Source organism: Bradyrhizobium sp. cir1, from assembly GCF_014198245.1.
Lineage (GTDB): Bacteria > Pseudomonadota > Alphaproteobacteria > Rhizobiales > Xanthobacteraceae > Bradyrhizobium.
Window position 1 is genome coordinate 45,283 of record NZ_JACIHE010000005.1, and the last position, 24,888, is coordinate 70,170.

Sequence of the window (24,888 nt, forward strand, 5' to 3'; positions counted from 1 at the left end):
CCATGACCGACCAGCATTTTGCCCTGTTCGACACCAGGATCGGCCTCTGTGCCATCACCTGGGGCCCGCGCGGCATCAACGGCACGCAATTGCCGATGGGCGGCGAGCAGAAGATCCGCACCCGCATCAGCCAGCGCCATGCCGACGCCACCGAAGCCGAGCCAACCACCGAGGTGCAGCAGGCGATCGACCGCATCGTCAAGCTGCTCGCCGGTGAGCCCGACGATCTCACCGACATCCCGCTCGATCTCGATGGCGTGCCTGACTTCAACCGCGGCGTCTACGAGATCGCCCGCGCCATTCCGCCCGGCAAGACCATCACCTATGGCGACATCGCCAAGCAGCTCGGCGGCGTCCAGCTGTCGCGCGACGTCGGCCAGGCGCTCGGCCGCAATCCGTGCCCGATCGTCGTGCCCTGCCATCGCGTGCTCGCGGCCGGCAACAAGCCCGGCGGCTTCTCGGCCAATGGCGGCGTGGTGACCAAGCTGAAGATGCTGGAGATCGAAGGCGCGCTGGTGAACCACACGCCGAGCTTGTTTGATTGAGATTGAGGAAGCGTAGGGTGGGTTAGCCGAAGGCGTAACCCACCTCTTCTGTTTCCGCGGATAAAGACAGTGGTGGGTTACGCTTCGCTAACCCACCCTACGAATCCCACTAAACTGTCGCCGCCGTCTTTGGCCAATACCGGTCGCGCAAATGCCGCTTCACCAGCTTGCCGGTCGGTGTGCGCGGCAGCTCGGCTTCGAAATCGATCGAGCGGGGGCACTTGATGGCGGAGAGGCGCGTCTTGCAGTAGGCGATCAGTTCGGCCTCGAGGGCCTTGCCGGCGCGCGTCATGTCGTGCGGCTGCACCACGGCCTTCACCTCTTCGCCCATCTCCTCGTTTGGCACGCCGAACACGGCAACGTCGGCGACTTCGGGGTGAGTGATGAGGACGTCCTCAGTCTCCTGTGGATAAATGTTCACCCCGCCCGAGATGATCATGTAGGACTTGCGGTCGGTGAGGAAGAGAAAGCCGTCCTTGTCGAGATAGCCGACATCGCCGAGCGTCGACCAGCCCTTGGCGTTGTAGGCCTTCTTCGTCTTCTCGGGGTCGTTGTGATAGGTGAACGCGGGCGCATCGGCGAAATAGACCGTGCCGATCTCGCCTGTCGGCTGCTCCTCGTCGTTCTCGTCCAGAATCTTGATCTTGCCGACCACGGCGCGACCGACGCTGCCACGATGCTCGAGCCATTGTTGCGAGTTGCAGACGGTGACGCCGTTGCCTTCCGAGCCCGCGTAATACTCAATCAGGATCGGCCCCCACCATTCGATCATCTTCGCTTTCACATCGACCGGGCAGGGCGCGGCGGCGTGGATGGCGCCCTTCAGCGTCGAGACGCTGTATCGGTTGCGCACCTCGTCCGGCAGCTTCAGCATGCGCACGAACATGGTCGGCACCAGCTGGGACTGGGTTACCTTGTACTTCTCGACCAGCTTCAAAAACTCTTCGGCGTCAAAATGCTCCATGATGATGGAGGTGCCGCCGAGCACGATCGCCATCATGTTGAAGCGCAGGGGCGCCGCGTGATAGAGCGGCGCCGGCGAGAGATAGGTGTTCTCGGCGTTCATGCCGCACATGTCGGCGCAGAGCACGCGCAGGAACGCGTTCGGCACGTCGATCCTGTTGCCCTCGAACGCCTTCTTGATGCCCTTGGGCCGGCCGGTCGTGCCGGACGAGTAAAGCATGTCGTAGCCGGCGACCTCGTCCGCGATCGGCGTGGTCGGCTGTGCGGCCGCTTCCTTGTCATAGGAGCGGAAGCCGGGCAGCGGCTCGTCCATCATGTAGAAGATCGGCTCGCCGGGGGTGCCCTTGATCAGGGCCTTGATCTGGTCGGCGCATTTCGGCGTGGTGATCACGACCTTGGCGCCGCAATCCTTGATGATGTAGTCGATCTCGTCCTGCTTCAGGTAGCGGCTGATCGCGGTGTAGTAGAGCCCGCTGCGTTGCGCGGCCCAGCAGAGCTCCATGAAGGCGAGGCGGTTCTCCATCAGCAGCGCGATGTGATCGCCGGCCTTCAGCCCCAGCGAGCGGAACAGGTTTGCGCCCTGGTTCGAGAGCTCATCGAGCTCGCGATAGGTGATCGCCTTGCCGGTCCCGGCCATCTGGTAGGCGATCTTGTCGGGCGTGGTGCGGGCGTAGATGGAGGGGTGAGTCATGGTCGAGATCCGCAACAAGAAAGGTGTCATCCCGGCCTAGTGCGCAATTGCGCACGGGGGCCGGGATCCATAACCACAGGGCGCGGTTGTTGAAACGAGATGGAGCTCCGGCGCAGCACAACCACAGTCTGCTGTGGCTATGGGTCCCGGATCGGCGCGCGCTTGAGGCGCGCTGGTCCGGGACGACGCCATCTGTGCGGAAGAAGCCTACAGCCGCTCCACGATCGTCACGTTCGCCATGCCGCCGCCCTCGCACATGGTCTGCAGGCCATAGCGCTTGCCGCGCTGGTGCAGGGCGTGGATCAGCGTCGTCATCAGCTTGGTGCCGGAGCCACCGAGGGGATGGCCGAGCGCGATCGCGCCGCCGTTGACGTTGAGGCGCTCGGGATCGGCGCCGGTGGTCTTCAGCCAGGCGGTCGGCACCGAGGCGAAGGCCTCGTTGACTTCGAACAGGTCGATGTCACCGATCTTCATGCCGGCCTTGTCCAGCGCGCGCTTGGTGGCGTGCAGCGGAGCATCCAGCATGATGACGGGATCGCCGCCCATCATGGTCATGTGATGGATGCGGGCGAGCGGCTTGACGCCGAGCTGCTTCAGGCCCTTCTCGTTCACCACCATGACGCCGGAGGCGCCGTCGCAGATCTGGCTGGCGCTGGCCGCTGTCAGCTTGCCGTTCTCGGCGATCAGCTTGACGCCCCTGATACCTTCGATCGTAGCGTCGAACCGGATGCCTTCGTCGATGTGGTGGGTGTCCTTGCTGCCGTCGGCGCGGGTGATCTCGAGCGGCACGATCTCCTTCTTGAAGTGACCGGCTTGCGTCGCCGCGATCGCGCGCTGATGGCTGTTGTAGGAGAATTCGTCGAGCTCATCCTTGGAGAGGCCGTATCGCTCCGCCATCATCTCCGCGCCGGTGAACTGGCTGAACACGATGTTGGGATATCTCGCCTCGATGCCGGGGCTCTTGTAATTGCCAAAGCCGTTCTTGGCCGGCAGCTGCGAGGACAGGCCCATCGGCACGCGCGTCATGGATTCCACGCCCGCCGCGATCACCACGTCCATGCTGCCGGACATCACGGCCTGCGCGGCGAAGTGCAGCGCCTGCTGCGAGGAGCCGCACTGACGGTCGATCGAGGTGCCCGGCACGCTCTCCGGCAGCTTCGAGGCCATGATCGCGTTGCGCGCGACGTTGTTGGACTGCTCGCCGACCTGCATCACGCAGCCCATGATCACGTCCTCGACCTGGGCGGGATCGACCTTGGTGCGGTCGACCAGCTCGTCCAGCACTTTGGCGGCGAGGTCGGCCGGATGCCAGCCGGCGAGGCGGCCCCCCTTGCGCCCGCCGGCGGTACGCGCAGCGGCGACGATGTAAGCCTCGGCCATGTCGGTTTCTCCCTGGATTCTTCTGAATGGGTTTGGTTGTCGGGGGCGGATTAAACGGGCGCGAGATCATTTAGTCAATCGATCAATTAACTCTTGTGATGAGGCGCTGCTTGGGCTTATCTGCGCCCCGCTTCCAGCGGCCAAACAGGGATCTCCGTGGCTACCAGCGTACCGAACAGGCTCACCGGCGGAAAAAATTCCACGGCAGAGAAATTGCTCGTGGCCGCGAGCGAGCTGATGATCGAGCGCTCCTCGATCGAGATCTCGCTCTCCGACATCGCCCAGAAGTCCGGCGCCAACGCCGCGCTGGTCAAATATCATTTCGGCAACAAGGACGGCCTGCTGCTGGCGCTGCTCGCGCGGGACGCTGCGACCGAGATGTCCAATCTCGAATATCTCCTGGCGCAGCCGATCACGTCGACGGCAAAGCTGAAGCTGCATATCGCCGGCATCATCCGCGCTTATCACCGGTTCCCCTATATGAACCGGCTGATCCACTATCTCCTGCACGAAACCAGTGCTGGCTCCGCCGATGAGGTCTCGAAATTCTTCGTCGCACCGCTGCTGGATTTCCATCGCCGCCTGCTTGCGGAAGGCGTCAGCCGTGGCGAATTCCGCGACACCGATCCGGTGCTGTTCTACACCAGCCTGATCGGCGCCTGCGATCACCTGTTCTTCGGCCGGCACGCGATGTCCCGCGCGACCGGCGTCGGCCCGGTCACCGGCGAAGTCTGCCGGCAATACATCAAGCACATGGAAACGCTGATCTGCGGCGGCATCCTCACGCAAGTCGGGGAAGCTGCCGCTGCCGGATGATCCGGCCAACACGTCACAAGTCTAGAGAAGAAACGTCCAAGGAAAGGTGCAAGCGATGCAGTTGAAAGACGTAGCCGTTCTCATCACCGGCGGTGGTTCTGGCCTTGGTGCCGCGACCGCCCGCGCCATGGCTGCCAAGGGCGCCAAGATCGGCGTGATCGATCAGAGCAAGGAAAACGCCGAGAAGGTCGCCGCCGAAGTGAAGGGCGTCGCGCTGCATGCGGACGTCACCAGCGAGGAGCAGATCAAGGCGGCGATCGCGAAAGCAGAAGCCGCGCATGGCGTCGCCCGCGTCCTGATGAATTGCGCCGGCATCGGCGGCTCGCAACGCATCGTCGGCCGTGACGGCGTCTATCCGCTCGAAAAGTTCGCGCGCATCATCAACGTCAATCTGATCGGCACCTTCAACTGCTTGCGGCTGTTCGCCGAGCGCCTCGTCACGATCGAGCCGGTCGGCGAAGAGCGCGGCGTCATCATCAACACCGCCTCGGTCGCGGCTTACGAAGGCCAAATCGGCCAGATCGCCTATTCGGCCTCGAAGGGCGGCGTCGTCGGCCTCACTTTGCCGGCCGCGCGCGACCTCGCCAGCCAGAAGATCCGCGTCAACACCATCGCGCCCGGCCTGTTCTTCACACCGCTCTTGATGGGTCTGAACGAAGAGGCCCGCAAGAGCCTCGGTGCCCAGGTGCCGCATCCTTCGCGTCTCGGCGATGCCAATGAATATGGCATGCTCGCGGTGCACATCGTCGAGAACCCGATGCTGAACGGCGAGACCATCCGTCTCGATGGCGCGATCCGCATGGCTCCAAGGTAGACGACGTTCTTTTTACCCTCCCCTGGAGGGTCGGCGCGAAGCGCCGGGGTGGGGTGATCTCTCCACTCGGGCAGTGTTGGTCGGGGAGAGACCGTCACCCCACCCCGCTCGCGCTGCGCGCGATCGACCCTCCCCCTTCAGGGGAGGGTGGCAGTCCGGCCCATGACTGATGTGCGAGGCCCCATGTCTCAACCGCTGCTGATCGAGCACAACGACGGCGTCGATCGGGTGACACTCAATCGCCCTGAAAGCCTCAACGCACTCGATCCTGCGCTGATCGACGCGCTCAACGTCTACTTCCAGGGCCTGCAGCGCAACCGCGATACGCGCGTCGTGGTGCTGAAGGGCGCCGGCAGGAATTTTTGCGCGGGGCTCGACCTCAAGGCCGCGATGGCGCGTCGTGCCGGGCAGCAGGAGCCGCCCGGCGTCACGGAGTCATTGGACTCACAGCGCCGCATCGCCGACATCGTGATGCTGATGCGGCGCTGCCCACAGCCGATCCTTGCGCTGGTGCAGGGCGCGGCGGCCGGCGGCGGGTTTGCGCTGGCGCTGGCGTCCGACATCCGCATTGCCGCGAAGTCGGCGCGGATGAACTGCGCTTTCATCAAGCTTGGGCTCGGTGGCTGCGATATCGGCACCAGCTATTTCCTGCCGCGCCTCGTCGGTGTCTCCGTCGCGTCCGAGTTGATCCTCACTGGGCGCTTCATCGGCGCCGAGCGCGCGCTTGCAGTTGGCCTGGTCTCGGAGGTCGTGGAGGAGGATAAGCTCGACGAAGCGGCCGAGCCCTATGTCGATGCGATGATGACGGCCTCGCCCGTGGGCCTGCGCCTGTCGAAGGAATGTCTCAACATGAGCGTCGATGCCGGATCGCTGGAAGCTGCGATCGCGATGGAGGACCGCAACCAGGTCCTGTGCAGCCGCTCCGAGGAATTTTCGGAAGGCATCAGGGCCTTCCTTGAGAAGCGAAAGCCTGTCTATATCAAGCGCTGAACGACGAAGATCCGCAAAGGACAGTAATTCCGGGAGACGCAAAATGAGTGGGAGCGCGGCGGCGGTGATGACGAAGCCCGCCTTTCGCAAGGTCGAGTGGCTCGCGCGCGACATCGACGTCGAGCGCCGTGCCGACGGCACGGTGGTGCTGAAGTCGCGCGTTCCGCTGCAAGCCTACGAGACGCACATCCCGGCATCGCTGGCGAAATGGGCAAGGGAAGCGCCCGAGCGCATCTGGCTTGCCCAGCGAGGCGGCCCCAATCGCGAATGGCGAAGAGTTTCCTATGGTGAAGCCAAGCGCACGGTCGATGCGCTGACGCAAGGCTTGCTGAATCTCAAGCTGGAGGGACGTCCGGTCGCGATCCTCTCGGGCAATTCGATCGAGCATGCGCTGATGACGCAGGCCGCGATGCAGGCGCGCGTCCCGGCTGCGCCAGTGTCGCCGGCCTACTCGCTGATGAGCCACGATCACGTCAAGCTGAAATATCTGTTCGACCTGATCAAGCCGGCCGTGGTGATGGTGCAGGACGGCCCGACCTTCGAGAAGGCGCTCAAGGCGCTCGATCTCAGCGGCGTCACCGTGGTTCACGTCGCGCGGCCCTGCGACGGCATCAAGAGCGTCAGCTTTGCCGAGCTCGCGGCAACGCCGGTGATGACGGACGTCGAGGAGTCGATCGCAAAAATCACGCCGCAGACCGTCGGCAAGCTGCTGTTCACGTCGGGCTCGACCGGCATGCCCAAGGCTGTCATCAACACGCAGGAGATGATGTGCGCCAATGCGGCGATGATGATGCAGGTGCGGCCGCGCTCGCCCGATGGCCCTGTTACGACCATGCTGGACTGGATGCCGTGGAACCACACCATGGGCGGCAATGCAGCGTTCCATCCCGTCCTGGTCGACGGTGGCACGCTCTATATCGATGACGGCCGACCGATGCCGGGCCAATTCGAGGAGACGCTGCGAAATCTGCACGAGATCTCGCCGACCTATTACGCCAACGTTCCCGCCGGCTATGCCGCGCTTGCGGCCGCGATGGAGAAGGACGACGCGCTCTGCCGCTCCTTCTTCAAGAACCTCTCGATCATGGCCTATGGTGGCGCGCGGCTGCCGGACGATCTCTACGAGCGCATGCAGGCGCTGGCGGTGAAGACCACGGGCGAGCGTATCGTGTTCTACACCGGCTGGGGCTCGACCGAGACCGCGCCGACCTCGACCGGCACCTATTGGGACACCGAGCGCGTCGGCCTGATCGGTCTGCCGTTCCCCGGGGTCGAATTGAAGATGGTGCCGTGCGGCTCGAAATACGAGCTGCGCCTGCGCGGCGTCAACGTCACGCCCGGCTATTTCGGCCAGCCTGACCTGACCAGGAAGATGTTCGACGAGGAAGGATTTTACTGCATCGGTGATGCCGGCATTTTCGTTGACGATGCCGATCCGGTGCAAGGCATCATCTTTGCCGGCCGCGTGGTGGAAGACTTCAAGCTCACCACCGGCACCTTCGTCCATGTCGGCTCGCTCCGCACCGACACGATCGCGGCGGCGACGCCCGTCGTGCATGATGCGCTGGTCGCGGGACAGGATCGCGCCTTCATCGGCCTGCTGGCCTGGCCGAACCTGCATGCCTGCCGCCAACTCGTCGGCAATCCCGATTTGAGCTTTGCCGATGCGGTGAAGCACCCTGACGTGCTCGCCTGCTTCAGGCGCGGGCTGGAAGCCCACAACCGGGAGTGCGAGGGCGCCAGCAGCCGCATCATTGCGCGTGCCATGCTGATGGTGGACCCGCCCTCGATCGACGGCAACGAGCTCACCGACAAGGGTTACATCAACCAGCGCGCCGGCCTCGAGCGCCGCGCGGCGGTGGTGGAGCGGCTCTATGCCGAGAGGCCGGATGAAGATGTGATCGTGCTGCGATGAGTGCACAAATCTCTCACCTCGTCATTCCGGGGCGCGCGCAGCGCGAACCCGGAATCCATCGGGCCGCATTAACGCGGTGGAATGGATTCCGGGCTCGCGACTTCGTCGCGCCCCGGAATGACGGTCTCAATGATACTGAATAAGAGGTAGCCCGCCATGAACTTCGATTTCTCCGACGACCAGAAACAGCTCCGCGATCAGGCGCGCAAATTCCTCGCTGAGAAGTGTTCGCCCAAGGCGGTGCGCGTCGTGCTCGACGGCAAGGCGCCTTACGACAAGGAGCTGTGGAAAGGTCTTGCCGAGATGGGCTTTCTCGGCGTCGCGATCCCGGAAGACTTCGGCGGCGCCGGTGCCGGCCATCTCGAGCTCTGTGTGATCGCAGAGGAGATGGGCCGGGCCAATGCGCCGGTGCCGTTTTCCTCGACCGTCTATCTTGCCGCCGAAGCGCTGCTGATCGCAGGCAGCGACGCGCAGAAGAAGAAATGGCTGCCGACGATCGCCGCGGGCGAAGCGATCGGCACGCTGGCGCTGTTCGAGGGCAAGGGCAATCCGTCGCCCAAGAATGTCAAGCTCACCGCTGCGAACGGCGTGCTCAACGGCGTCAAGAAGCCGGTCGCCGATGGCGCGATCGCCGACTTCGCGGTGGTTGCCGCGCGCACCGGGTCGAGCGGGCGCGAGAACGACATCTCGCTGTTCCTCGTCGATCTCAAGGCCGGCGGCGTCGAGATCAAAAGCCTCACCAATCTCGATCCGACCCGCGGGCAGGCCGAGCTCACCTTCAAAGACTGCAAGGCCGAGCCGCTCGGCGCTGCCGGCGATGGCTGGAGCATTTTGACTCAGGTGCTCGACCGCGCCGCGGTGCTGTGCGCCTTCGAGCAGGTCGGCGGCTCCGACCGCGCGCTGGAGATGGGCCGCGACTACGCGCTCGACCGCATCGCCTTTGGCCGCCAGATCGGCTCGTTCCAGGCAGTCAAGCACATGCTCGCCGACATGTATGTCTCGGCGACGCTGGCGCGCTCCAACAGCTATTACGGTGCCTGGGCGCTCTCGACCAATGCGGCCGAGTTGCCGGAAGCCGCCGCGGCTGCGCGCATCAGCGCGACGCAGGCGTTCCAGCACTGCGCCAAGAACAACATCCAGGTTCACGGCGGCATGGGTTTTACCTGGGAGTTCGACTGTCACATGTACTACCGCCGCGCCAACGCGATGGCGCTTGGCCTCGGCAGCCTGTCCTATTGGGAGGACCAGTTGATCGATCGCATGCGGAAGAAGAACGCGGCGTAGTGAAGTCGTCATTCCGGGGCGCGCAAAGCGCTAACCCGGAATCTCGAAATGGCTAGGTAACCTCTGGATTCTCAGGTGCGCAATTGCGCACCATAGTTCGCGCGGTGCGCGCCCCGGAATGACGGAAGAGAAGGCAAGGCCATGAACTTCGACGATACCCCGCAGGAAGCCGAATTCCGCGCCACCGCGCGTGCCTGGATATCGGCGAATGCGCCCAGGCAATACGAAGACGAGCTGCGCAAATCCTCGCTCGGCCGCACCGCGCTCAAGAACGCCAATATCCTGGAGGTCGCAAAGACCTGGCAGAAGAAGAAGGCCGATGCGGGCTGGGCCTGCCTGCACTGGCCGAAGGAGTATGGCGGCCGCGGTTCATCGCCGATCGAGCGCGTGATCTGGCAGCAGGAAGAAGGGCCGTTCGGCCAGCTGTCCCGCATGTTCATCATCGGCCACGGCATGTGCGGACCGACCATGATGGCGTTCGCGCGCGAGGAGCATAAGCGCACCTATCTGCCGCCGCTCGCGTCCGGCGAGAAGGTCTGGTGCCAGCTGTTCTCCGAGCCGGCCGGCGGCTCCGATGTCGCGGGCCTGCGCACGCGCGCCGAGAAGGACGGCGACGACTGGATAGTCAACGGCCAGAAGATCTGGACCTCGGGCGCGCATTATTCCGACTACGGCATCTTGCTCACCCGCACAGATCCGACCGTGCCCAAGCACAAGGGCCTCACCATGTTCTTCCTGGACATGAAGAGCCCCGGCGTCGAGGTGCGGCCGATCAAGCAGGCCAGCGGCGCCTCCGACTTCAACGAGGTCTATTTCACCAACGTCCGCATTCCCGATTATCAGCGCCTCGGAGAGGTCGGCGACGGCTGGAACGTCTCGCTGACCACGCTGATGAACGAGCGCAGCGCGATCGGCGCGGCCGTCTCGACCGGTTTCCCGGAGTTGTTCGAGTACTGCTCCAGCCTGATGCTCGATGACGGCCCGGCGATCGAGGATCGTGCGGTGCGCTCGAAGCTGGCGAACTGGGCGGTGAAGGCGAGCGGGCTGAAATACACCAGCATGCGCGCGATCTCGGCGCTGTCGAAGGGCGAGCGACCGGGGCCGGAAAATTCCATCGGCAAGCTGGTGGCGGGCTCGATGATCCAGGATGTCGCGACCTACGCGCTCGATCTGCAAGGTGCGGCTGGCGTCGTCAGCGGCCCGGAAGACGCTGAGGTCGCCGGCCGTTTCCAGGCGATGCTGCTGCGTGCGCCGGGCACGCGCGTCGAAGGCGGCACCGACGAGATCATGCGCAACATCATCGCCGAGCGGGTGCTGGGCCTGCCCGGCGATATCAGGGTCGACAAGGACGTGCCGTTCAACAAGATCCCGACGAAGGGAAGATGAGTCCGGAATTTGTAGGGTCGGTTAGCTCGCGGCTGTGCGAAGCACAGTCCGCTAGCGTAACCCACCTCTTTCGTCTCCGCGTCAGCAGAAGTGGTGGGTTACGCCGAGCAGATACGCTTCGCGCATCTGCAGGGCTAACCCACCCTACGAAGATAGAGGTCCGCCATGAATTTCGACGACACCCCGCAGGAAGCCGCATTCCGCGACACAGCGCGCAAATGGATCGAGGCCAATGCGCCGAAGGAGCTGCATGCCGAGCTGTCAAAGTCCTCGCTTGGCCGCATTCGGCTTGCCAAGCACGACATCGTCGATGTCGGCAAGGCCTGGCAGAAGAAGAAGTTCGAGGGCAACTGGGCCTGCCTGCACTGGCCGAGGGAATATGGCGGCCGCGGCGCGAGCCCGATCGAGCGCGTGATCTGGCAGCAGGAGGAGGGCGTTTACGGCAAGCTGACGCAGCCGTTCCAGATCGGCGAGGGCATGTGCGGGCCGACCGTGATGGCCTTCGGCAGCGAAGACGCCAAGCGCCGCTATTTGCCGAAGCTCGCCTCGGGCGAGGAGATCTGGTGCCAGCTGTTCTCCGAGCCGTCTGCGGGCTCGGATGTCGCGGGCCTGCGCACCCGCGCGGAGAAGAAGGGCGACAATTGGATCGTCAACGGTCAGAAGATCTGGACCTCGGGCGCGCATTATTCCGACTATGGGCTCCTGATCGCGCGCACCGATCCCAACGTGCCCAAGCACAAGGGGCTCACCATGTTCTTCCTGGACATGAAGAGCCCGGGCGTCGAGGTCCGCCCGATCAAGCAGGCCAACGGCATGCAGGAGTTCAACGAGGTCTATTTCACCGATGTCGTTATCCCCGACAGCCAGCGTCTCGGCGCCGTCGGCGAAGGCTGGAGCGTCTCGCTGACCACGCTGATGAACGAGCGCATGTCGATCGGCGCGCGGCTTGCGACCGGCGTGCCTGAAATGTTCGAGTTCTGCTTCAACCTGATGCTGGAGGACGGGCTCGCGATCGACGATCCCGCCGTGCGCTCGAAGCTTGCGAGCTGGGCGGCGAAGTCGAGCGGGCTGAAATACACCAGCATGCGCGCGATCTCGGCGCTGTCGAAGGGCGAGCGGCCGGGCCCGGAGAACTCCATCGGCAAGCTGGTCTCGGGCATGATGCTGCAGGACATCGCCACCTACGCCATGGACCTGCAGGGCGCGGCCGGTGTTCTCACCGGCACGGACGAAGAGACGGTGCAGGGCCAGTTCCAGCAGATGCTGCTGTCCTCGCCCTCGATGCGCATCGCCGGAGGTACCGACGAGATTTTGCGCAATATCATCGCCGAGCGTGTGCTGGGCCTGCCGGGCGACATCCGTGTCGACAAGGACGTGCCGTATAACAAGATCCCGACCAAGGGGCGGTGATATGGTCTTGTAGGGTGGGTTAGCCTGGCGGATGCGCGAAGCGCGGCCGCCACGCGTAACCCACCAATTCTGCCGACGCGGAAACAAAAGAGGTTACGCTAGCGGACTGTGCTTCGCACAGCCGCGAGCTAACCCACCCTACGAAGAATGCGAGCTGATTCATGGACGCACAAGTGAAACAAAATGACCGCATCGGCGTGCTCGAAGAGCTCCTCAACGAGCGCTACTCGGTTCGCGCCTTCCTGCCCAAGCAGGTCGACCGCGCCACCATCGAGCATGTGCTGACCACCGCGCAGCGCACCGCGTCCTGGTGCAACAGTCAGCCCTGGCAGGTCATCATCGCCAGCGGCGAGGCCAAGGAGCGTTTTCGCAAGGCGATCTACGCGGAAGCCTCGAAAGGCCTCGGCGACGATTACGATTTCACCCCGCCGCGCGAATATGTCGGGGTCTACCTCGAGCGCCGCCGCGAGAGCGGCTTCCAGCTCTACAACACGCTCGGCATCGCCCGCGGCGACAAGGCCGCCTACGCCAGGCAGGCGCTGGAGAACTACAATTTCTTCGGCGCGCCGCATATCGCGATCATCCACACCAACGAGCCGCTCGGCATCTACGGCGCGATCGATTGCGGTGCCTATGTCTCGAATTTCATGCTGGCGGCGCAGGCGCTCGGGCTCGGCACGATTCCGCAGGCGGCGCTTGCACGGCATTCCGGCCTGATCCGCCGCCATTTCAACCTGCCGGACGACCGCCGCGTCGTCTGCGGCATCTCATTCGGCTATGCCGACCACGCCCACAAGGTCAACAGTTACCGTACCTCGCGCGCGAGCGTGCCTGATACCGTGACGTTCGTGGAGGAGTAACGACGTGCACGAAGGCGGCCGCGCGAACGGCCGCCTTCACACGTGTGCTGTGGACCCGATGACCGCGCTATCCGCCGCTGCCGCCGATCACGGCGCGCACGGTCTCGTCGGGCCCGAAGTCTTCGGCGCCGTCGACATAGAGCAGCGCGGCGAGCTTCGAGCGCGCGCGATTGACGCGGCTCTTGATCGTGCCGACCGCGCAGCCGCAGATCGAGGCCGCGTCCTCATAGGAGAAGCCGGAGGCGCCGACCAGGATCAAGGCCTCGCGCTGGTCCTGCGGAAGCTTCTCGAGCGCGCCGCGAAACTCCTCGAACTCGAGATGCGCGTTCTGCGAAGGCTGCGTCTTCAGCGTCTTCGCATAATTGCCCTCGGCATCCTCGACCTCGCGCCGCCGCTTGCGATAGTCGGAGCGAAACAGGTTGCGCAGGATCGTGAACAGCCAGGCCGGCAGGTTGGAGCCGGGCTGGAAGGAGTCGATGTTGGCGAGCGCGCGCAACAGCGTTTCCTGAACCAGATCGTCGGCGCGGTCTGCGTTGCCGCTGAGCGAGATCGCGAACGCGCGCAGGCTTGGCACGGCCGCCAGGATGTCGTTACGCAGGGATTCCGTGAGAGGCATTAATCCCTCCCATTGTTGTTGTCGTTGGAGCCCCCATCAGTTTCCACTTGGGGTGCGCCTCCCGGCGCATCAAGTTTCTTGATCAGTTCCGCGAACCGGTCCGGAACCCCTTGCCGCACGACGTCGTCGTACATGGCGCGCAGTTGATGCCCGATCCGGGATTGAATCTCCGGAGTGAGGCCTCCCTTGCCGGGGGTCGTGCTTTTGCTGGCTTGAGACTTGAGATCTTTCATGACCTGTTCCACGTTTCCCCGAGTTAAGTCGCTGTAAAATCGAGAAGTTTTCTCAACCGGGAGCCGTTCCCTGGATAGGCACAATTCCAGGTTCGACAAAAAGTTCCCCCTCTCGCGGAACTTTTCTTGTCCTGAGGCGTAGTCAGTCCAGCAGGGGAACCCGGGCCTCCCCTCTTGGTTCCTATTCTCTGAGGTTGGCCCGAAGATGAATGGAGTGGGGATGTCCCGTTCACAGCTTGTCGCTGAACACTTGCCGTTGCTGCGCCGGTATGCCCGCGCCCTGACGGGCAGCCAGGCCTCCGGCGACGCCTATGTCGCAGCCATGTTGGAAGCCATGCTGGGAGATCCGTCGGTGCTCGACGAGAGCCACGGGCCGCGCGCTGGCCTGTTCCGGCTGTTCACCCAGATCTGGAATTCGGTTTCGGTCAACGACGATGCCGAGGTGACGACCCTGCCGATGCCGCCCGAGCGGCGGCTGTCGAACATCACGCCGCTGCCGCGGCAGGCATTCCTGCTGCTGTCGCTGGAGGGATTTTCGGAAGAGGAGGTCGCCTTCATCCTCAGCACCGACGTTGCCGAGACGCGGCGGCTCGCGGACGCCGCAGGGCGCGAGATGGCGGCCGAGATCGCCACCGACGTGCTGATCATCGAGGACGAGACTTTCATCGCCATGGACCTCGAGAGCCTGGTGAAGAATCTCGGCCACAATGTCGTCGGCGTCGCGCGCACCCATGCCGACGCGGTGGCGCTCGCCAAGAACAAGCGGCCCGGCCTGATCCTGGCCGACATCCAGCTCGCCGACGGCTCGTCGGGGCTTGATGCCGTCAACGAATTGCTGCGCACCTTCGAGGTGCCGGTGGTGTTCATCACCGCCTATCCGGAGCGCTTCCTCACCGGCGAACGCCCGGAGCCGGCGTTCCTGATCTCAAAGCCGTTCCAGCCGGCGATGGTGTCGGCGGTGGCGAGCCAGGCGCTGTTCTTCCAGCGCAACTCGCGCAACCGCGCGCCGAAGGTGCCGGCGGCGTAAGGAACCTCTGTCGGACAAGAAAACGGCGCGTCGCAGGGCGCGCCGTTTTCGTTCGCCAACCCTGCTCAACAACCCCGGCAGATGCTGTTGAGCTTCGTTTTCAACTTCGTTTCGTCCACCCATGGCCCGGTCAGGCGCTGCACTCCGTCGAGAGTCATGAAGATGGTAATCCGCTGGAGGTCTTCTTTGGCGTCGGAAGGCGGCTTCGGAAATGGCTCGCTTCGCTCGACCATCTTGAGAGCCGCCGCATCCAGGGGCGCGGAGCCTGTGCTTTCCACCAACGCGTGCGAGATCAGTTGGCCTGAGCGGTCGACCACGAATGTGACGCCGGCATTGCCTATCTGACCCATCGCCTCCGGAGGAAACACCCTGTGGCGCCAGACATGTTCGGTGGCCGCCTTGCGCCAGGCGGCCATGGCGTCGTCCTCTGATAGGACGGGACTGGGCCTGCTCAGTACCAACCCTGAAGGCTGCAACTGGAATTGACCGGCGTTGAAGACGATCGGCACTGTCAGGGTGAGTGACTCATCCTTGAGGCCCGAAGGCGGCGCCGGAAACGGTTGGGCACGGGCGACGATCTGCAGCGCGGCAACGTCGAGCGGCCGAGAGCCGGTACTCATGGCCAGAGCCTGCGATATTAACCTGCCGGACCGGTCGATGACGAATGTGACGCGGGCCTCGCCAGTTTTCCCCAGTGCTTCAGCCGGAAATTGCCTGTAGCTGGCAATGTGTGCCGACAGCCTCGCCTTCCAGGCATTGACGATCTCGCTCTGCGATTCAGTCTGGGCATGCGCGGGCAAAGTCGCGAGCAATCCGAGAAGCGCGGCCAGTACACGGAATTTCATCTGCATCGACCCGATACTAATCGCGGTCCGGTTGATTGCAAGGCTCGCTACTCGTATCGCGTTTCTCACGCTGTGGGCAATTCGCAGGGCCGCGAAGCATAGGCGCTTGACGCCAATCTCATTGCCCCGTTGATACGTCGGGCCAATGACGTGAATCGCAGCCTCAAGCCGCCGGGAGAGCCCTACCATGGACCAGCAACTCCTCGATCGCCTCGCCATCCGCGACCTCGTCGAGAACTGGGCGGTCTGGCGCGACGCCGGTGACTGGGAGCGTTTTGCTACCGTCTGGCACGACGAAGGCTGGATGTCCGCCACCTGGTTTCAGGGGCCGGCGCGGGACTTCATGCGCGTCAGCCAGGAGGGGTTCGCCAAGGGCGTGCGGATCCTGCATTTCCTCGGCGGCACCAGCATCGATCTGTCCGGCGAGCGCGCCATCGCCCAGACCAAGATGACGATCTCGCAGCGCGCACCTGTGCACGACGTGCTCTGCGACGTCGTCTGCACCGGGCGCTTCTACGATTTCCTGGAGAAGCGGCCTGATCAATCAGGTATTGGCAAATGGGGCATCGTCCGCCGCCAGCCGATCTACGAGAAGGACCGCATCGACCCGGTCGATCCCGCCGCGACGCTTCGCCTCGACCAGCAGGCGCTCGCTGCGCTCCCCGAGGGCTACCGCCACCTCGCCTACATGCAGGAGCTGATCGGATACAAGGTCAAGCGCGACATGCCGGGCCTCACCGGTGCTGAGGTCGAGAAACTCTATCGCGAGGGGCGGGACTGGCTGGCGAAGTGAGCCCCAGACAAAAGTAAGGCGCAACCGGCATCACCCCAGTCCGTGGTCGGCGGATAACGATCGATCCCGCGTAATGCCGCTACACCACGGCGTTGCACCCGGCGACTCCGCCGATGCTTTGTCGCGCATCTTCGCTGACGAGGTCCTCCAAGAAGCCTGGCTACCGATCATCGCTGAGGCCAGGCCGGGTGTCTCGCGCAAGTCTTGAGCGTGCGTGGTCGTCGCAATTTTCGTCACGCTGCTGATAAATTCATCCCGCAATATTCACGCGCAGACACGTCACGGCTTTGTCGCGGACCAACGGCAGACGCCGCGCGAGGCGCCGTTCAAAACTTTGAACGAAAAACAAGGTCTGCTTGACAGGCATTTTCAGCTGTCGCAGTTTTAAGTTGAATGGTCGTCGCATGATTTTGCTTTGCTCGTTTGATTTTCCAGGCACCAGACGTGGAGCATTCATATGACGACTATTCCTCCCGCCAGTGGCGTTACGCTCCACGATGGCGACACGATGGACGTCAGCGGCGGCGCCTCCGTCGATAGCACGACGATTTTGGCTGGCGGCTTGCAGACGGTCGGCGGATCCTTCGCAACGAGCACGGCAACCCACACTGTCATCAATGGCGGAGAACAGGACGTCGTCTTTGACGGCGTCGCCAGCTACACGACCATCAACGCAGGCGGCGTCCAGCGTGTCACCGGCGAATATATCCATGAAGGTCCAACCCCCGGCGCTGTCGATCACACCACGATCAATAGCGGCGGCGAGCAGGACATCGACACGGGCACCGCAACGACGACGACTGTCAATTCCGGCGGCGTCCAGAACGTGACGAATGGCGGCAGCGCCAGCGGCACGATCGTCAATTCCGGCGGTGTTCTCAAGGTCTCGGGTGAAACCGTGGAAACGGCGCCCGTGTATCCGGAGCCGGTCATCCGAAGCGTGGCGACGGCCGCAACCATCAACTACCGGGGCGAGTTTGACGTCACTGGTGGCGGGACTGCAGTGAACGCCATCGTCAACGGCGGCGTCATGACTGTCTCGGGATCGATCCCGGATCCGTTCGCCAACGTCCCCGGCCAGCCGGCCGTCGACGCCAGCATGGCGACCGGCACCATCGTTGAAGGTTTTGGAACATTAACGGTATCTGACGGAGCGCTCGTATCGGGCACGATACTCCAGAACTTCGGCACGCTGAACGTTGATGCAGGTGGCACGGCAACCGGCACGACGATCAATTACGGAACGATGGTGCTGTCCGCCGGCGCGACGGCGACCAACACAACCGTCAATCAGTATGGCGCCCTCATTGTGCTTGGTAATGCCAGTTTTTCGGGGACGGTATTCAACGCCGGCAGCACTTTGGAGATCGGCGACGGCACGATTGAAAGCGGATTTACTGTCGCGAAGAGCGTGACGCTGGCCGTCCTGGACGGCGGTGTCCTCAATAACAGCGTCGTCTCCGCAGGTGCAACGCTCATCGCTGAAGCTGGCGCGACGCTGTCCAAAACCACGTTCCAGAGCGGCGCAACGTTTATTGCCGATTATGGCTACTCGGAAAACGGCTTCACCGTATCGAACGGCATATTGTTCAAGGTATTCGGTACGGCCACGAACACGACGATATCGGCGGGCGGCAAGCAAATCGTAGGTAACTACGACTTGGGCGGCGTCGCCAGCAACACCGTCATCAATGGCGGCGAACAGGATGTCGGGCTTAGCGCCACCGCGAGCTACACCACGATCAACATGGGCGGTATTCAGCGTGTCACCGGCATCTATATGCACGATGCGCCGGGTCCAGGGCGGGCGGATCACACCACTGTCAACAATGGCGCCGAGCAGGACGTCGATACTGGCTTCGTGACGTCAACCACCGTCAATGCCGGCGGCGTCCAGAATCTCACCAATGGGGGCTTTGCCAGCGGCACCTTCGTCAAGGCGGGCGGTATCATCAATGCTTCGGGAGAGACGATCTATTATCCTCCCGGAGGCCCGTACGGCATCGTCATCAGAAGCGAAGTCGATTTTGCCGTTGTCGACAGCGGCGGCCAATTGCACCTGTTCGGGGCCGGGATCGCCAAGAAGGCCACCATCAATGGTGGTGTGATGACGGTTTCGGGATCCATTCCAGACCCCACGAACGACCCAAGCGCACCGGCGCTCGACGCCAGCGCGGCGAGCGGGACAATCCTCAATTCAGGAAGTCTCTCCGTCTTGGACGGCGGCATCATCACCTCCACGACTCTGAACGGTGGCACGCTTGATGTGCTCGATCAGGGTACCGCGAACGCCTCGACGATTCATCGCGGTGCCACAGAACTCGTCGAAGCAGGTGGCATTGTCGGCGCGACCACGATCGCCGGCGGCACGCTCGATCTCAAGACGGGTGCGATTTCCGACGACTCGATCACCTTCTCCGGCCAAGGCACACTCAAGATCGAGCAGAAGCTGGTTTCGGGCCAATCGACCTTTGCAAGCCAGATCAAAGGCATTGCGCTCGGTGACCAGATCGACCTTTCCGGGCTGTCCTATACAAGCGGCGCAACGGTGACTGTGTCCGGCTCGAAGCTCTCGGTCAGCAACGGCGCGGCCAGCGAGACCTTCACACTGGCGGATACTTCGGTCACGCGTTTCGGCATCGCGAAAGACAGCTCCGGCGGCATTCTGCTGACAGCCGCGGCTCTCCCGGTCATCGCTGGAGCCATATCGGGACAAGCGACCAGCAACGAGGCTCCAATCAATCCGTTCGCGACCGTAACGATCACAGATCCAAATGCAGCAGCAACGGATAGTCTGATCATCACGCTCGCAGGTGCGGCTGGCATCCTGTCCGGGGTAGGATTGACCTCGCTCGGAAACGGAACCTACGAGCTGGCAGCGACCACCGCTGCCAACCTGACCGCCGAGTTGCACGCCCTCACCTTTGTCGCCTCGCCGCACGGAGATGGCAGCGCAACGACCACGTTCACTTTGAGCGACACGAGCAGCGTCGGCCTGACCGTCAGCGACGCCAGCACGTCCGTCACGGACACGCATCAAGCCGCTGCCACGACGATCAACGGCCCGGCATCCGGTTATGCGATCATTCAGGGCACGACGGGCAACGACATCATCCACGCCTATGGCATGTTCAACACGATCCACGGCAATGGCGGGAGCGACACGATCTATGCCGGATTATACGGTACGGTTAATGTGCCGAGCGGCGACAGTACCGTCTATCTGCAGGGGATCGTCAACCACGTCACCGGTGGCAACGGCAATGTCACGGTGACCGGATCGACAGGCGCCACGACGATTGCGCTCGGCAATGGCAACGACACCATTGAGGCCGGCGGATATGGCAACGCCATCACGCTGGGCAACGGCAACGACGTTGTCCATCCCGGTGACGGCGCAAGCCAACTGACCGCCGGCAACGGCAACGACCAGGTGACGCTCTCCAGATATGGCAACACAGTCAAGCTTGGGAATGGCAACGATATCGTCGCGGGCGGGGATGGCACCAATAGTGTCACTCTCGGCGATGGCGACAGCACCGTGAATCTCGGCGGGATGGGAAACCAGATCACCGTCGGCTCGGGAACAAACACGATCATGGCCGGCAGTGGATCGGACAGCGTCGTTGCCGGCGCGGGCCACGATACAATCGTACTCGGCGGAGCCGCCAATCACGTGGTGCTCAACGGGTCTCAGGCGAATGTGACAAACCAAATCGGCCAAGACGTCATTACGGTCAATGGTGGATCAGACCAGTTCAACTTTGTCGGATTTGGCAATCAGGTGATCATCAATGGCCCGGCCCATGTAAACATCGTCGATCGCAGCGCCGGTCTGGCCGTCTCGATCAACTCCAGCAGCCAGGTCGATGCGATCTCCGGATTTGGGAATGACACGCTCGGCGTCGTCGAACTTGCGAACGGCGTAGGCAACTACCACTCCGTCGCCGACATCATGAGCGCGCTCAGGAGCGATGGACACGGCGGGGCCCTGCTTGCACTGGGGAGCGGTCCTGACGCCGGATCGATCGACTTCGTCGATACCGCGATCAGCCAATTGCACGCATCGAATTTTATGATCGTGTAGTGCTCAGCTTTCTTTGCAACGCTCTTTACGAAGGCAAGAGCTGGACTCGTCGCCGGGACGTGTCCTGACCTGGCGGTTGGGCCGCTCGGCCAGGTGGGCGGGTCGCTGGGGCGGAAGCTTGCAAAGTTCCCATAGCAAAAAAGTAAGGCGCGACTGGCATCACCACAGTCGCGCCCTACGTCGCCGGCTTATGGGGCAGGGGGGAATAGCCGGCTGCTGAGACGACTCCCAGGCGCGAGAGTCGTTCCAGGCGGTTGCGAATTTTTTTGCATGGGCGCCCCGACCTTTTCGCACACGGTTAAGTGATCGAGACGGCCGAGAACCCCCGGTCCTCGGCTCGCGTTGTTCCCGCGATCGCCATGGGGCGAGGGATCGACAGCCATGTCACAGATTCAAAAGGTATTTTTGGGCGCCGTCGCGATTGCCGCAACGCTTGGCGCCGTGCAACTCGCCTCCGGCCACGATCTGGCCGACCGTTGGCAGGCGGTCGCCGACAAGCCGGGTCACGACGTCAATCGGGCCGGCAAGGCCGACCGGCTGGCTGAGATCAAGCAGGCCCCGGTTCCTACCCGCACAGTGTCGATGCGGCTGAACGATCTCGCGGATACCTCGGTGCTGCTGCGGGTCCCCGCGGTGATCGAGACCGGCAACGCCAAGCCGCCGGTGCTGCTCCAGAACCAGAAGAAGCAGCAGGGCCGCAACAAGCCGACGATCGCCTGCGAGCCGATGGTCAGCTCGCTGACCGAGATCGCCAAGCTGCTCCAGCCGGGCCGTTGCGTGACCTGACCGCCCATCGTCCATGGACAGGATCGCCTCTGCCGCAGGCAGGGCCAAGCCCCTCACATCCCCTTGATCCGCCCACTCATCGCGTTATATCCGGGCTTTCCCCTTTTGATTGACCGGGTAAACGCATGACGACGTCAGATACGGCTGTGCATACGCAGCCCTTCCAGGCCGAGGTTTCCGAGCTTCTGCACCTCATGGTGCATTCCGTCTATTCGGAGACCGACATCTTCCTGCGCGAGCTTGTCTCCAACGCCTCGGATGCGTGCGACAAGCTGCGCTACGAGGCGATCGCAACTCCGGCGCTGCTGGGCGAAGGCGACGCGCTCAAGATCCGCATCATCCCGAACAAGACGGCCGGAACGCTCACGATCGCCGACAATGGCATCGGCATGGAGCGGCAGGAGCTGATCGACCATCTCGGCACCATCGCCCGCTCCGGCACCAAGGCATTCGTGTCCAAGCTGAAGGAAGCCAAGGACGGTCTCGGCCTGATCGGCCAGTTCGGCGTCGGCTTCTATTCCGCCTTCATGGTCGCCGACAGGATCGTCGTCATCAGCCGCCGTGCCGGCGAGAGCGACGTCTGGACCTGGACGTCGTCCGGCGGCTCCGGCTTCGAGATCGCCCGGGCCAGTGACGAGGACGCTTCGCGCGTCGTGCGCGGGACCGAGATCGTCCTGCACCTCAAGGACGACGCCAGGAAATACCTCGAAACCTACGAGATCGAACGCATCGTCGGCGCTTACTCCGACAACATCCTGTTCCCCATCGAGCTGGTGCCGGAAGAGGGCGAGCCGCGCCAGATCAACTCGGCGAGCGCGCTGTGGCAGCGCTCGAAGTCCGAGCTCACTGCGGAGGACTACAAGAAGGCTTATCAGCAGATCGCCTCGGCCTTCGACGATCCCGCGATGACGCTGCACTACCGCGCCGAGGGGCGCTACTCCTACGCCGTGCTGCTGTTCGCGCCGTCGACCAAGCCGTTCGACCTGTTCGAGCCGAACCGCAAGGGCCGCGTCAAGCTCTATGTCCGCCGCGTCTTCATCACCGACGATGCCGATCTGCTGCCGGGATACTTGCGCTTCATTCGTGGCGTCGTCGACAGCGAGGATCTTCCGCTCAACATCTCGCGCGAGATGCTCCAGAACAACCCGCAGCTGGCGCAGATCCGGAAAGCCGTGGCGACCCGCGTCGTGTCGGAGCTCGAAAGCCTCGCCGACAAGGATGCCGAGAACTTCACCAGGATCTGGGACGCCTTCGGCGCGGTTCTGAAGGAAGGCATCTACGAGGATTTCGAGCGCCGCGAGAAGCTGCTGGCGCTGTCGCGCTTCACCACCACGTCGGGCGAGAAGCGGTCGCTGAAAGAGGTCGTCGCCGATTTCAAGCCGAACCAGACCGAGATCTACTATCTCGTCGGCGACAGCATCGAGCGGCTGAAGTCCAACCCTCGACTCGAGGCCGCGACTGCGCGCGGCATCGAGGTTCTGCTGCTGTCCGACCCGGTCGACGCCTTCTGGACCTCGATGCCGACGGAGTTCGAGGGCAAGCCGCTGAAGTCGCTGAGCCAGGGCGATCTCAATCTCGACCTGATCCCGCGTCTCGACGACAAGGACGAGGCGAAGAAGGACGAGCCCGTCGCCGATGAAGCGGCCACCATCGCCGTGATCAAGGCCGCGCTCGGCGAGCGCGTCAGCGACGTCAAGGCTTCGACGCGGCTCACCAGCTCCGCCTCCTGCCTCGTCGCGGACAGCCAGGGCCCGAGCCGCGAGCTCGAGCGCATCCTGTCGCAGCAGAACCGCGGCATGCGCACCAAGCCGGTGCTCGAGATCAATCTGCGCCATCCGATGGTGGCGGCGATCACCAGGGCCCAGGCCGGCTCCGGGGACGTCGACGATCTCAGCCTGCTTCTGCTCGAACAGGCGCAGATCCTGGACGGCGAGTTGCCGGAAGACCCGGCGGCGTTTGCAGCGAGGTTGAACCGTCTGGTGCTGCAGGGGCTGGGTGGATAGTGCCGCAGCGCACCGTCCTCACCTTGCCGTCATATGTCCCCAGGAACAGTCGCCTCCGGCGTGGTGTTATGCCATAGGAGGGCGTCGGCATCAGATCTGCCGACGCCATCGATTCGAGGATGTCTCCATGCGTTTGCCGATCCTGACCCTCACCGCGATTGTCATGCTGTTTGCCGCGGCAGATGCCAGCGCGCAGACCTATGATCCGCGCTATCCGGTGTGCATGCACGTCTACATGCCGGGCGGCTTCGGCGGTGGCGGCGGTGATTACTTCGATTGCTCCTTCACCTCGCTGCCGCAGTGCCGCGCCACGGCGTCAGGCCGCTCCGCGAGCTGCGACCTCAATCCCTATTACGCCTTCGACGAACCGCCGCCGCCTCCGCGCAAGCGTCACAAGAAGGTGTATTAAAGCGATCCGGCGCGCAGGAGCGTTCGTCATGCGTTTCTCGTTCGGCCAGGTTGTGATCGTCGGCGGCGCGGTGCTCGCAGCGATGCCGTCGCACGCGCAGACCTTCGATCCCCGCTATCCCGTCTGCATGCATGTCTATTCCGGTGCGAATGGCGGTGGCGGGGAGTGGTACGACTGCTCCTTCACGTCGCTGCCGCAATGCCGCGCCACCGCTTCAGGCCGCGCCGCGACCTGCGATCTCAATCCGTATTATCCGGTCAACGCGCCGTCGCCGCGCCTGCGCCACGGCAGAAGCAGTTAGCGCTGCCTTTTCCGGATCATGCTTCAGGTGCCGTGAGGCGCCGTGTTGGTCGCGGCGGCGATCGCGTCGGCCAATTGCCAGGTCATCTTGTCCGTGGTCCAGTCGCTGACGTGCAGCCTGGTATCATCGCCCGGGTCCACCAGGCGGTCGAACGAGATCTTTGCGACCTCGTGCCAGCCCTTCATCAGCGCGAAGCGGCGGAAGACGTTGACGCCCTTCTTGTGCGCGGTCTGGCTGATCGCCTTGACCATGGCGTCCGCCTTCTTGCGCTTGGCCGGTGTCAGCACTGCGGGCACATATTGAAGGTCCATCAGGATCACGTCGATCCGTTTGGCGCGGAGCAGTCGGTCGACACCTGCACGGATGGCCTTCGTGGTGTCCGCGAACGACGGGCCATCGGCTTGCCACACCGAATTGGTGCCGATCTGCCAGATGACGAGGTCGGGTTTCAGGTCGAAGACGTCGTGGTCGAACCGCTTCAGCTCCAAAGGAGCGTCCTCGCCGCCGACGCCCCGGTTGATCACCTCGATTGCGACATTTGGAAATTTGATCCGAAGGTCCGCCAGCAGCCGCTGCGGATAGGGAGCGATGCCTCCTTCGCCCGCCGTGGTCGACGAGCCGATCGCGACCACCCTGGCCTGCCCACCGTTCACGCGGCTGGCGAAATTCGTCAGTGGCTGCTCGAACGGCGCGGCCTGGACTGGAAATTCTGACGGATCGAGAACCACGGGTCG

General features: G+C 63.5%; 23 protein-coding genes. 16 read left to right on the top strand and 7 right to left on the bottom strand.

Features of this window, described 5'->3' with window-relative positions; translation table 11 throughout:
* Nucleotides 1-2: 2 nt before the first annotated feature.
* Nucleotides 3-545, top strand: coding sequence for a methylated-DNA--[protein]-cysteine S-methyltransferase (locus GGD63_RS12925; protein WP_183242453.1), 543 nt, complete (start codon nt 3-5; stop codon nt 543-545).
* Nucleotides 546-654: 109 nt separating this feature from the next.
* Here GGD63_RS12925 and GGD63_RS12930 read toward each other — a convergent pair whose 3' ends face one another.
* Both GGD63_RS12930 and GGD63_RS12935 read right to left on the bottom strand, forming a co-directional pair.
* Complete coding sequence (locus GGD63_RS12930) at nt 655-2,199, bottom strand: acyl-CoA synthetase (RefSeq protein WP_183242455.1); 1,545 nt, start codon at nt 2,197-2,199, stop codon at nt 655-657.
* Between the two features lie 207 nt (nt 2,200-2,406).
* Nucleotides 2,407-3,579, bottom strand: a complete 1,173-nt coding sequence (locus GGD63_RS12935) for an acetyl-CoA C-acetyltransferase (protein WP_183242456.1) — start codon at nt 3,577-3,579, stop codon at nt 2,407-2,409.
* 213 nt (nt 3,580-3,792) lie between these two features.
* Between GGD63_RS12935 and GGD63_RS12940 the strand changes: the two genes are divergently transcribed.
* The 8 genes from GGD63_RS12940 (at nt 3,793) to GGD63_RS12975 (ending at nt 13,054) form a co-directional block, all read left to right on the top strand.
* Nucleotides 3,793-4,395 (top strand): TetR family transcriptional regulator, encoded by a 603-nt coding sequence (locus tag GGD63_RS12940; RefSeq protein WP_246785475.1) that lies wholly within the window; start codon nt 3,793-3,795, stop codon nt 4,393-4,395.
* Between the two features lie 55 nt (nt 4,396-4,450).
* Nucleotides 4,451-5,209: an SDR family NAD(P)-dependent oxidoreductase gene (locus GGD63_RS12945; protein WP_145637290.1), complete on the top strand. Its 759-nt coding sequence runs from the start codon at nt 4,451-4,453 to the stop codon at nt 5,207-5,209.
* Nucleotides 5,210-5,392: 183 nt separating this feature from the next.
* On the top strand, nt 5,393-6,199 hold the full coding sequence (locus GGD63_RS12950) for an enoyl-CoA hydratase/isomerase family protein (RefSeq protein WP_183242460.1): 807 nt from the start codon (nt 5,393-5,395) through the stop codon (nt 6,197-6,199).
* 43 nt (nt 6,200-6,242) lie between these two features.
* Entirely contained in the window at nt 6,243-8,114 is a 1,872-nt protein-coding gene (locus GGD63_RS12955) for an AMP-binding protein (RefSeq protein ID WP_183242462.1), read from the top strand.
* A gap of 156 nt (nt 8,115-8,270) precedes the next feature.
* The gene (locus GGD63_RS12960; protein WP_183242464.1) at nt 8,271-9,398 is read left to right on the top strand and encodes an acyl-CoA dehydrogenase family protein; all 1,128 of its coding nucleotides are present in this window, start codon (nt 8,271-8,273) and stop codon (nt 9,396-9,398) included.
* Nucleotides 9,399-9,539: 141 nt separating this feature from the next.
* Nucleotides 9,540-10,784 (top strand): acyl-CoA dehydrogenase, encoded by a 1,245-nt coding sequence (locus tag GGD63_RS12965; RefSeq protein ID WP_183242466.1) that lies wholly within the window; start codon nt 9,540-9,542, stop codon nt 10,782-10,784.
* A gap of 165 nt (nt 10,785-10,949) precedes the next feature.
* A complete protein-coding gene (locus GGD63_RS12970; protein WP_183242468.1) occupies nt 10,950-12,194 on the top strand; it encodes an acyl-CoA dehydrogenase in 1,245 nt (414 codons plus the stop codon).
* A gap of 161 nt (nt 12,195-12,355) precedes the next feature.
* The gene (locus GGD63_RS12975; protein ID WP_183242470.1) at nt 12,356-13,054 is read left to right on the top strand and encodes a nitroreductase; all 699 of its coding nucleotides are present in this window, start codon (nt 12,356-12,358) and stop codon (nt 13,052-13,054) included.
* A 67-nt stretch (nt 13,055-13,121) separates the two neighbouring features.
* Here the strand turns inward: GGD63_RS12975 and GGD63_RS12980 are convergent, their stop codons facing one another.
* Nucleotides 13,122-13,670: a sigma-70 family RNA polymerase sigma factor gene (locus GGD63_RS12980; RefSeq protein ID WP_018646832.1), complete on the bottom strand. Its 549-nt coding sequence runs from the start codon at nt 13,668-13,670 to the stop codon at nt 13,122-13,124.
* Nucleotides 13,670-13,903, bottom strand: a complete 234-nt coding sequence (locus GGD63_RS12985; RefSeq protein ID WP_080135209.1) for a NepR family anti-sigma factor — start codon at nt 13,901-13,903, stop codon at nt 13,670-13,672. The genes GGD63_RS12980 and GGD63_RS12985 overlap by 1 nt, the downstream gene beginning before the upstream one ends.
* A 220-nt stretch (nt 13,904-14,123) precedes the next feature.
* On the opposite strand from GGD63_RS12985, the gene GGD63_RS12990 reads away from it, so the two are divergent.
* Nucleotides 14,124-14,930, top strand: coding sequence for a response regulator (locus GGD63_RS12990; RefSeq protein ID WP_026312585.1), 807 nt, complete (start codon nt 14,124-14,126; stop codon nt 14,928-14,930).
* A 65-nt stretch (nt 14,931-14,995) separates the two neighbouring features.
* Here GGD63_RS12990 and GGD63_RS12995 read toward each other — a convergent pair whose 3' ends face one another.
* Nucleotides 14,996-15,964 (bottom strand): energy transducer TonB, encoded by a 969-nt coding sequence (locus GGD63_RS12995; RefSeq protein WP_246785464.1) that lies wholly within the window; start codon nt 15,962-15,964, stop codon nt 14,996-14,998.
* Between GGD63_RS12995 and GGD63_RS13000 the strand changes: the two genes are divergently transcribed.
* Nucleotides 15,963-16,568 carry a nuclear transport factor 2 family protein gene (locus GGD63_RS13000; RefSeq protein ID WP_183242471.1) on the top strand — a complete coding sequence of 202 codons (606 nt, stop codon included), beginning with the start codon at nt 15,963-15,965 and terminating at the stop codon, nt 16,566-16,568. The two genes, GGD63_RS12995 and GGD63_RS13000, sit on opposite strands and share 2 nt — an antisense overlap.
* A gap of 250 nt (nt 16,569-16,818) precedes the next feature.
* On the opposite strand, the gene GGD63_RS13005 is transcribed toward GGD63_RS13000, so the two are convergent.
* Nucleotides 16,819-17,025, bottom strand: coding sequence for a hypothetical protein (locus GGD63_RS13005; protein ID WP_183242473.1), 207 nt, complete (start codon nt 17,023-17,025; stop codon nt 16,819-16,821).
* On the opposite strand from GGD63_RS13005, the gene GGD63_RS13010 reads away from it, so the two are divergent.
* The 5 genes from GGD63_RS13010 to GGD63_RS13030 all read left to right on the top strand — a co-directional run bounded on the left by GGD63_RS13010 (nt 17,026) and on the right by GGD63_RS13030 (nt 24,154).
* Nucleotides 17,026-20,655 (top strand): hypothetical protein, encoded by a 3,630-nt coding sequence (locus tag GGD63_RS13010; protein WP_183242475.1) that lies wholly within the window; start codon nt 17,026-17,028, stop codon nt 20,653-20,655.
* 381 nt (nt 20,656-21,036) lie between these two features.
* On the top strand, nt 21,037-21,441 hold the full coding sequence (locus GGD63_RS13015; RefSeq protein WP_183242477.1) for a hypothetical protein: 405 nt from the start codon (nt 21,037-21,039) through the stop codon (nt 21,439-21,441).
* Between the two features lie 125 nt (nt 21,442-21,566).
* A complete protein-coding gene (htpG, locus tag GGD63_RS13020) occupies nt 21,567-23,444 on the top strand; it encodes a molecular chaperone HtpG (protein ID WP_183242479.1) in 1,878 nt (625 codons plus the stop codon).
* Between the two features lie 127 nt (nt 23,445-23,571).
* Nucleotides 23,572-23,853: a DUF3551 domain-containing protein gene (locus GGD63_RS13025; protein WP_183242481.1), complete on the top strand. Its 282-nt coding sequence runs from the start codon at nt 23,572-23,574 to the stop codon at nt 23,851-23,853.
* 28 nt (nt 23,854-23,881) lie between these two features.
* The gene (locus GGD63_RS13030; protein WP_183242483.1) at nt 23,882-24,154 is read left to right on the top strand and encodes a DUF3551 domain-containing protein; all 273 of its coding nucleotides are present in this window, start codon (nt 23,882-23,884) and stop codon (nt 24,152-24,154) included.
* A 23-nt stretch (nt 24,155-24,177) separates the two neighbouring features.
* Here the strand turns inward: GGD63_RS13030 and GGD63_RS13035 are convergent, their stop codons facing one another.
* Entirely contained in the window at nt 24,178-24,882 is a 705-nt protein-coding gene (locus GGD63_RS13035) for an SGNH/GDSL hydrolase family protein (RefSeq protein WP_183242485.1), read from the bottom strand.
* Nucleotides 24,883-24,888 lie beyond the last annotated feature (6 nt).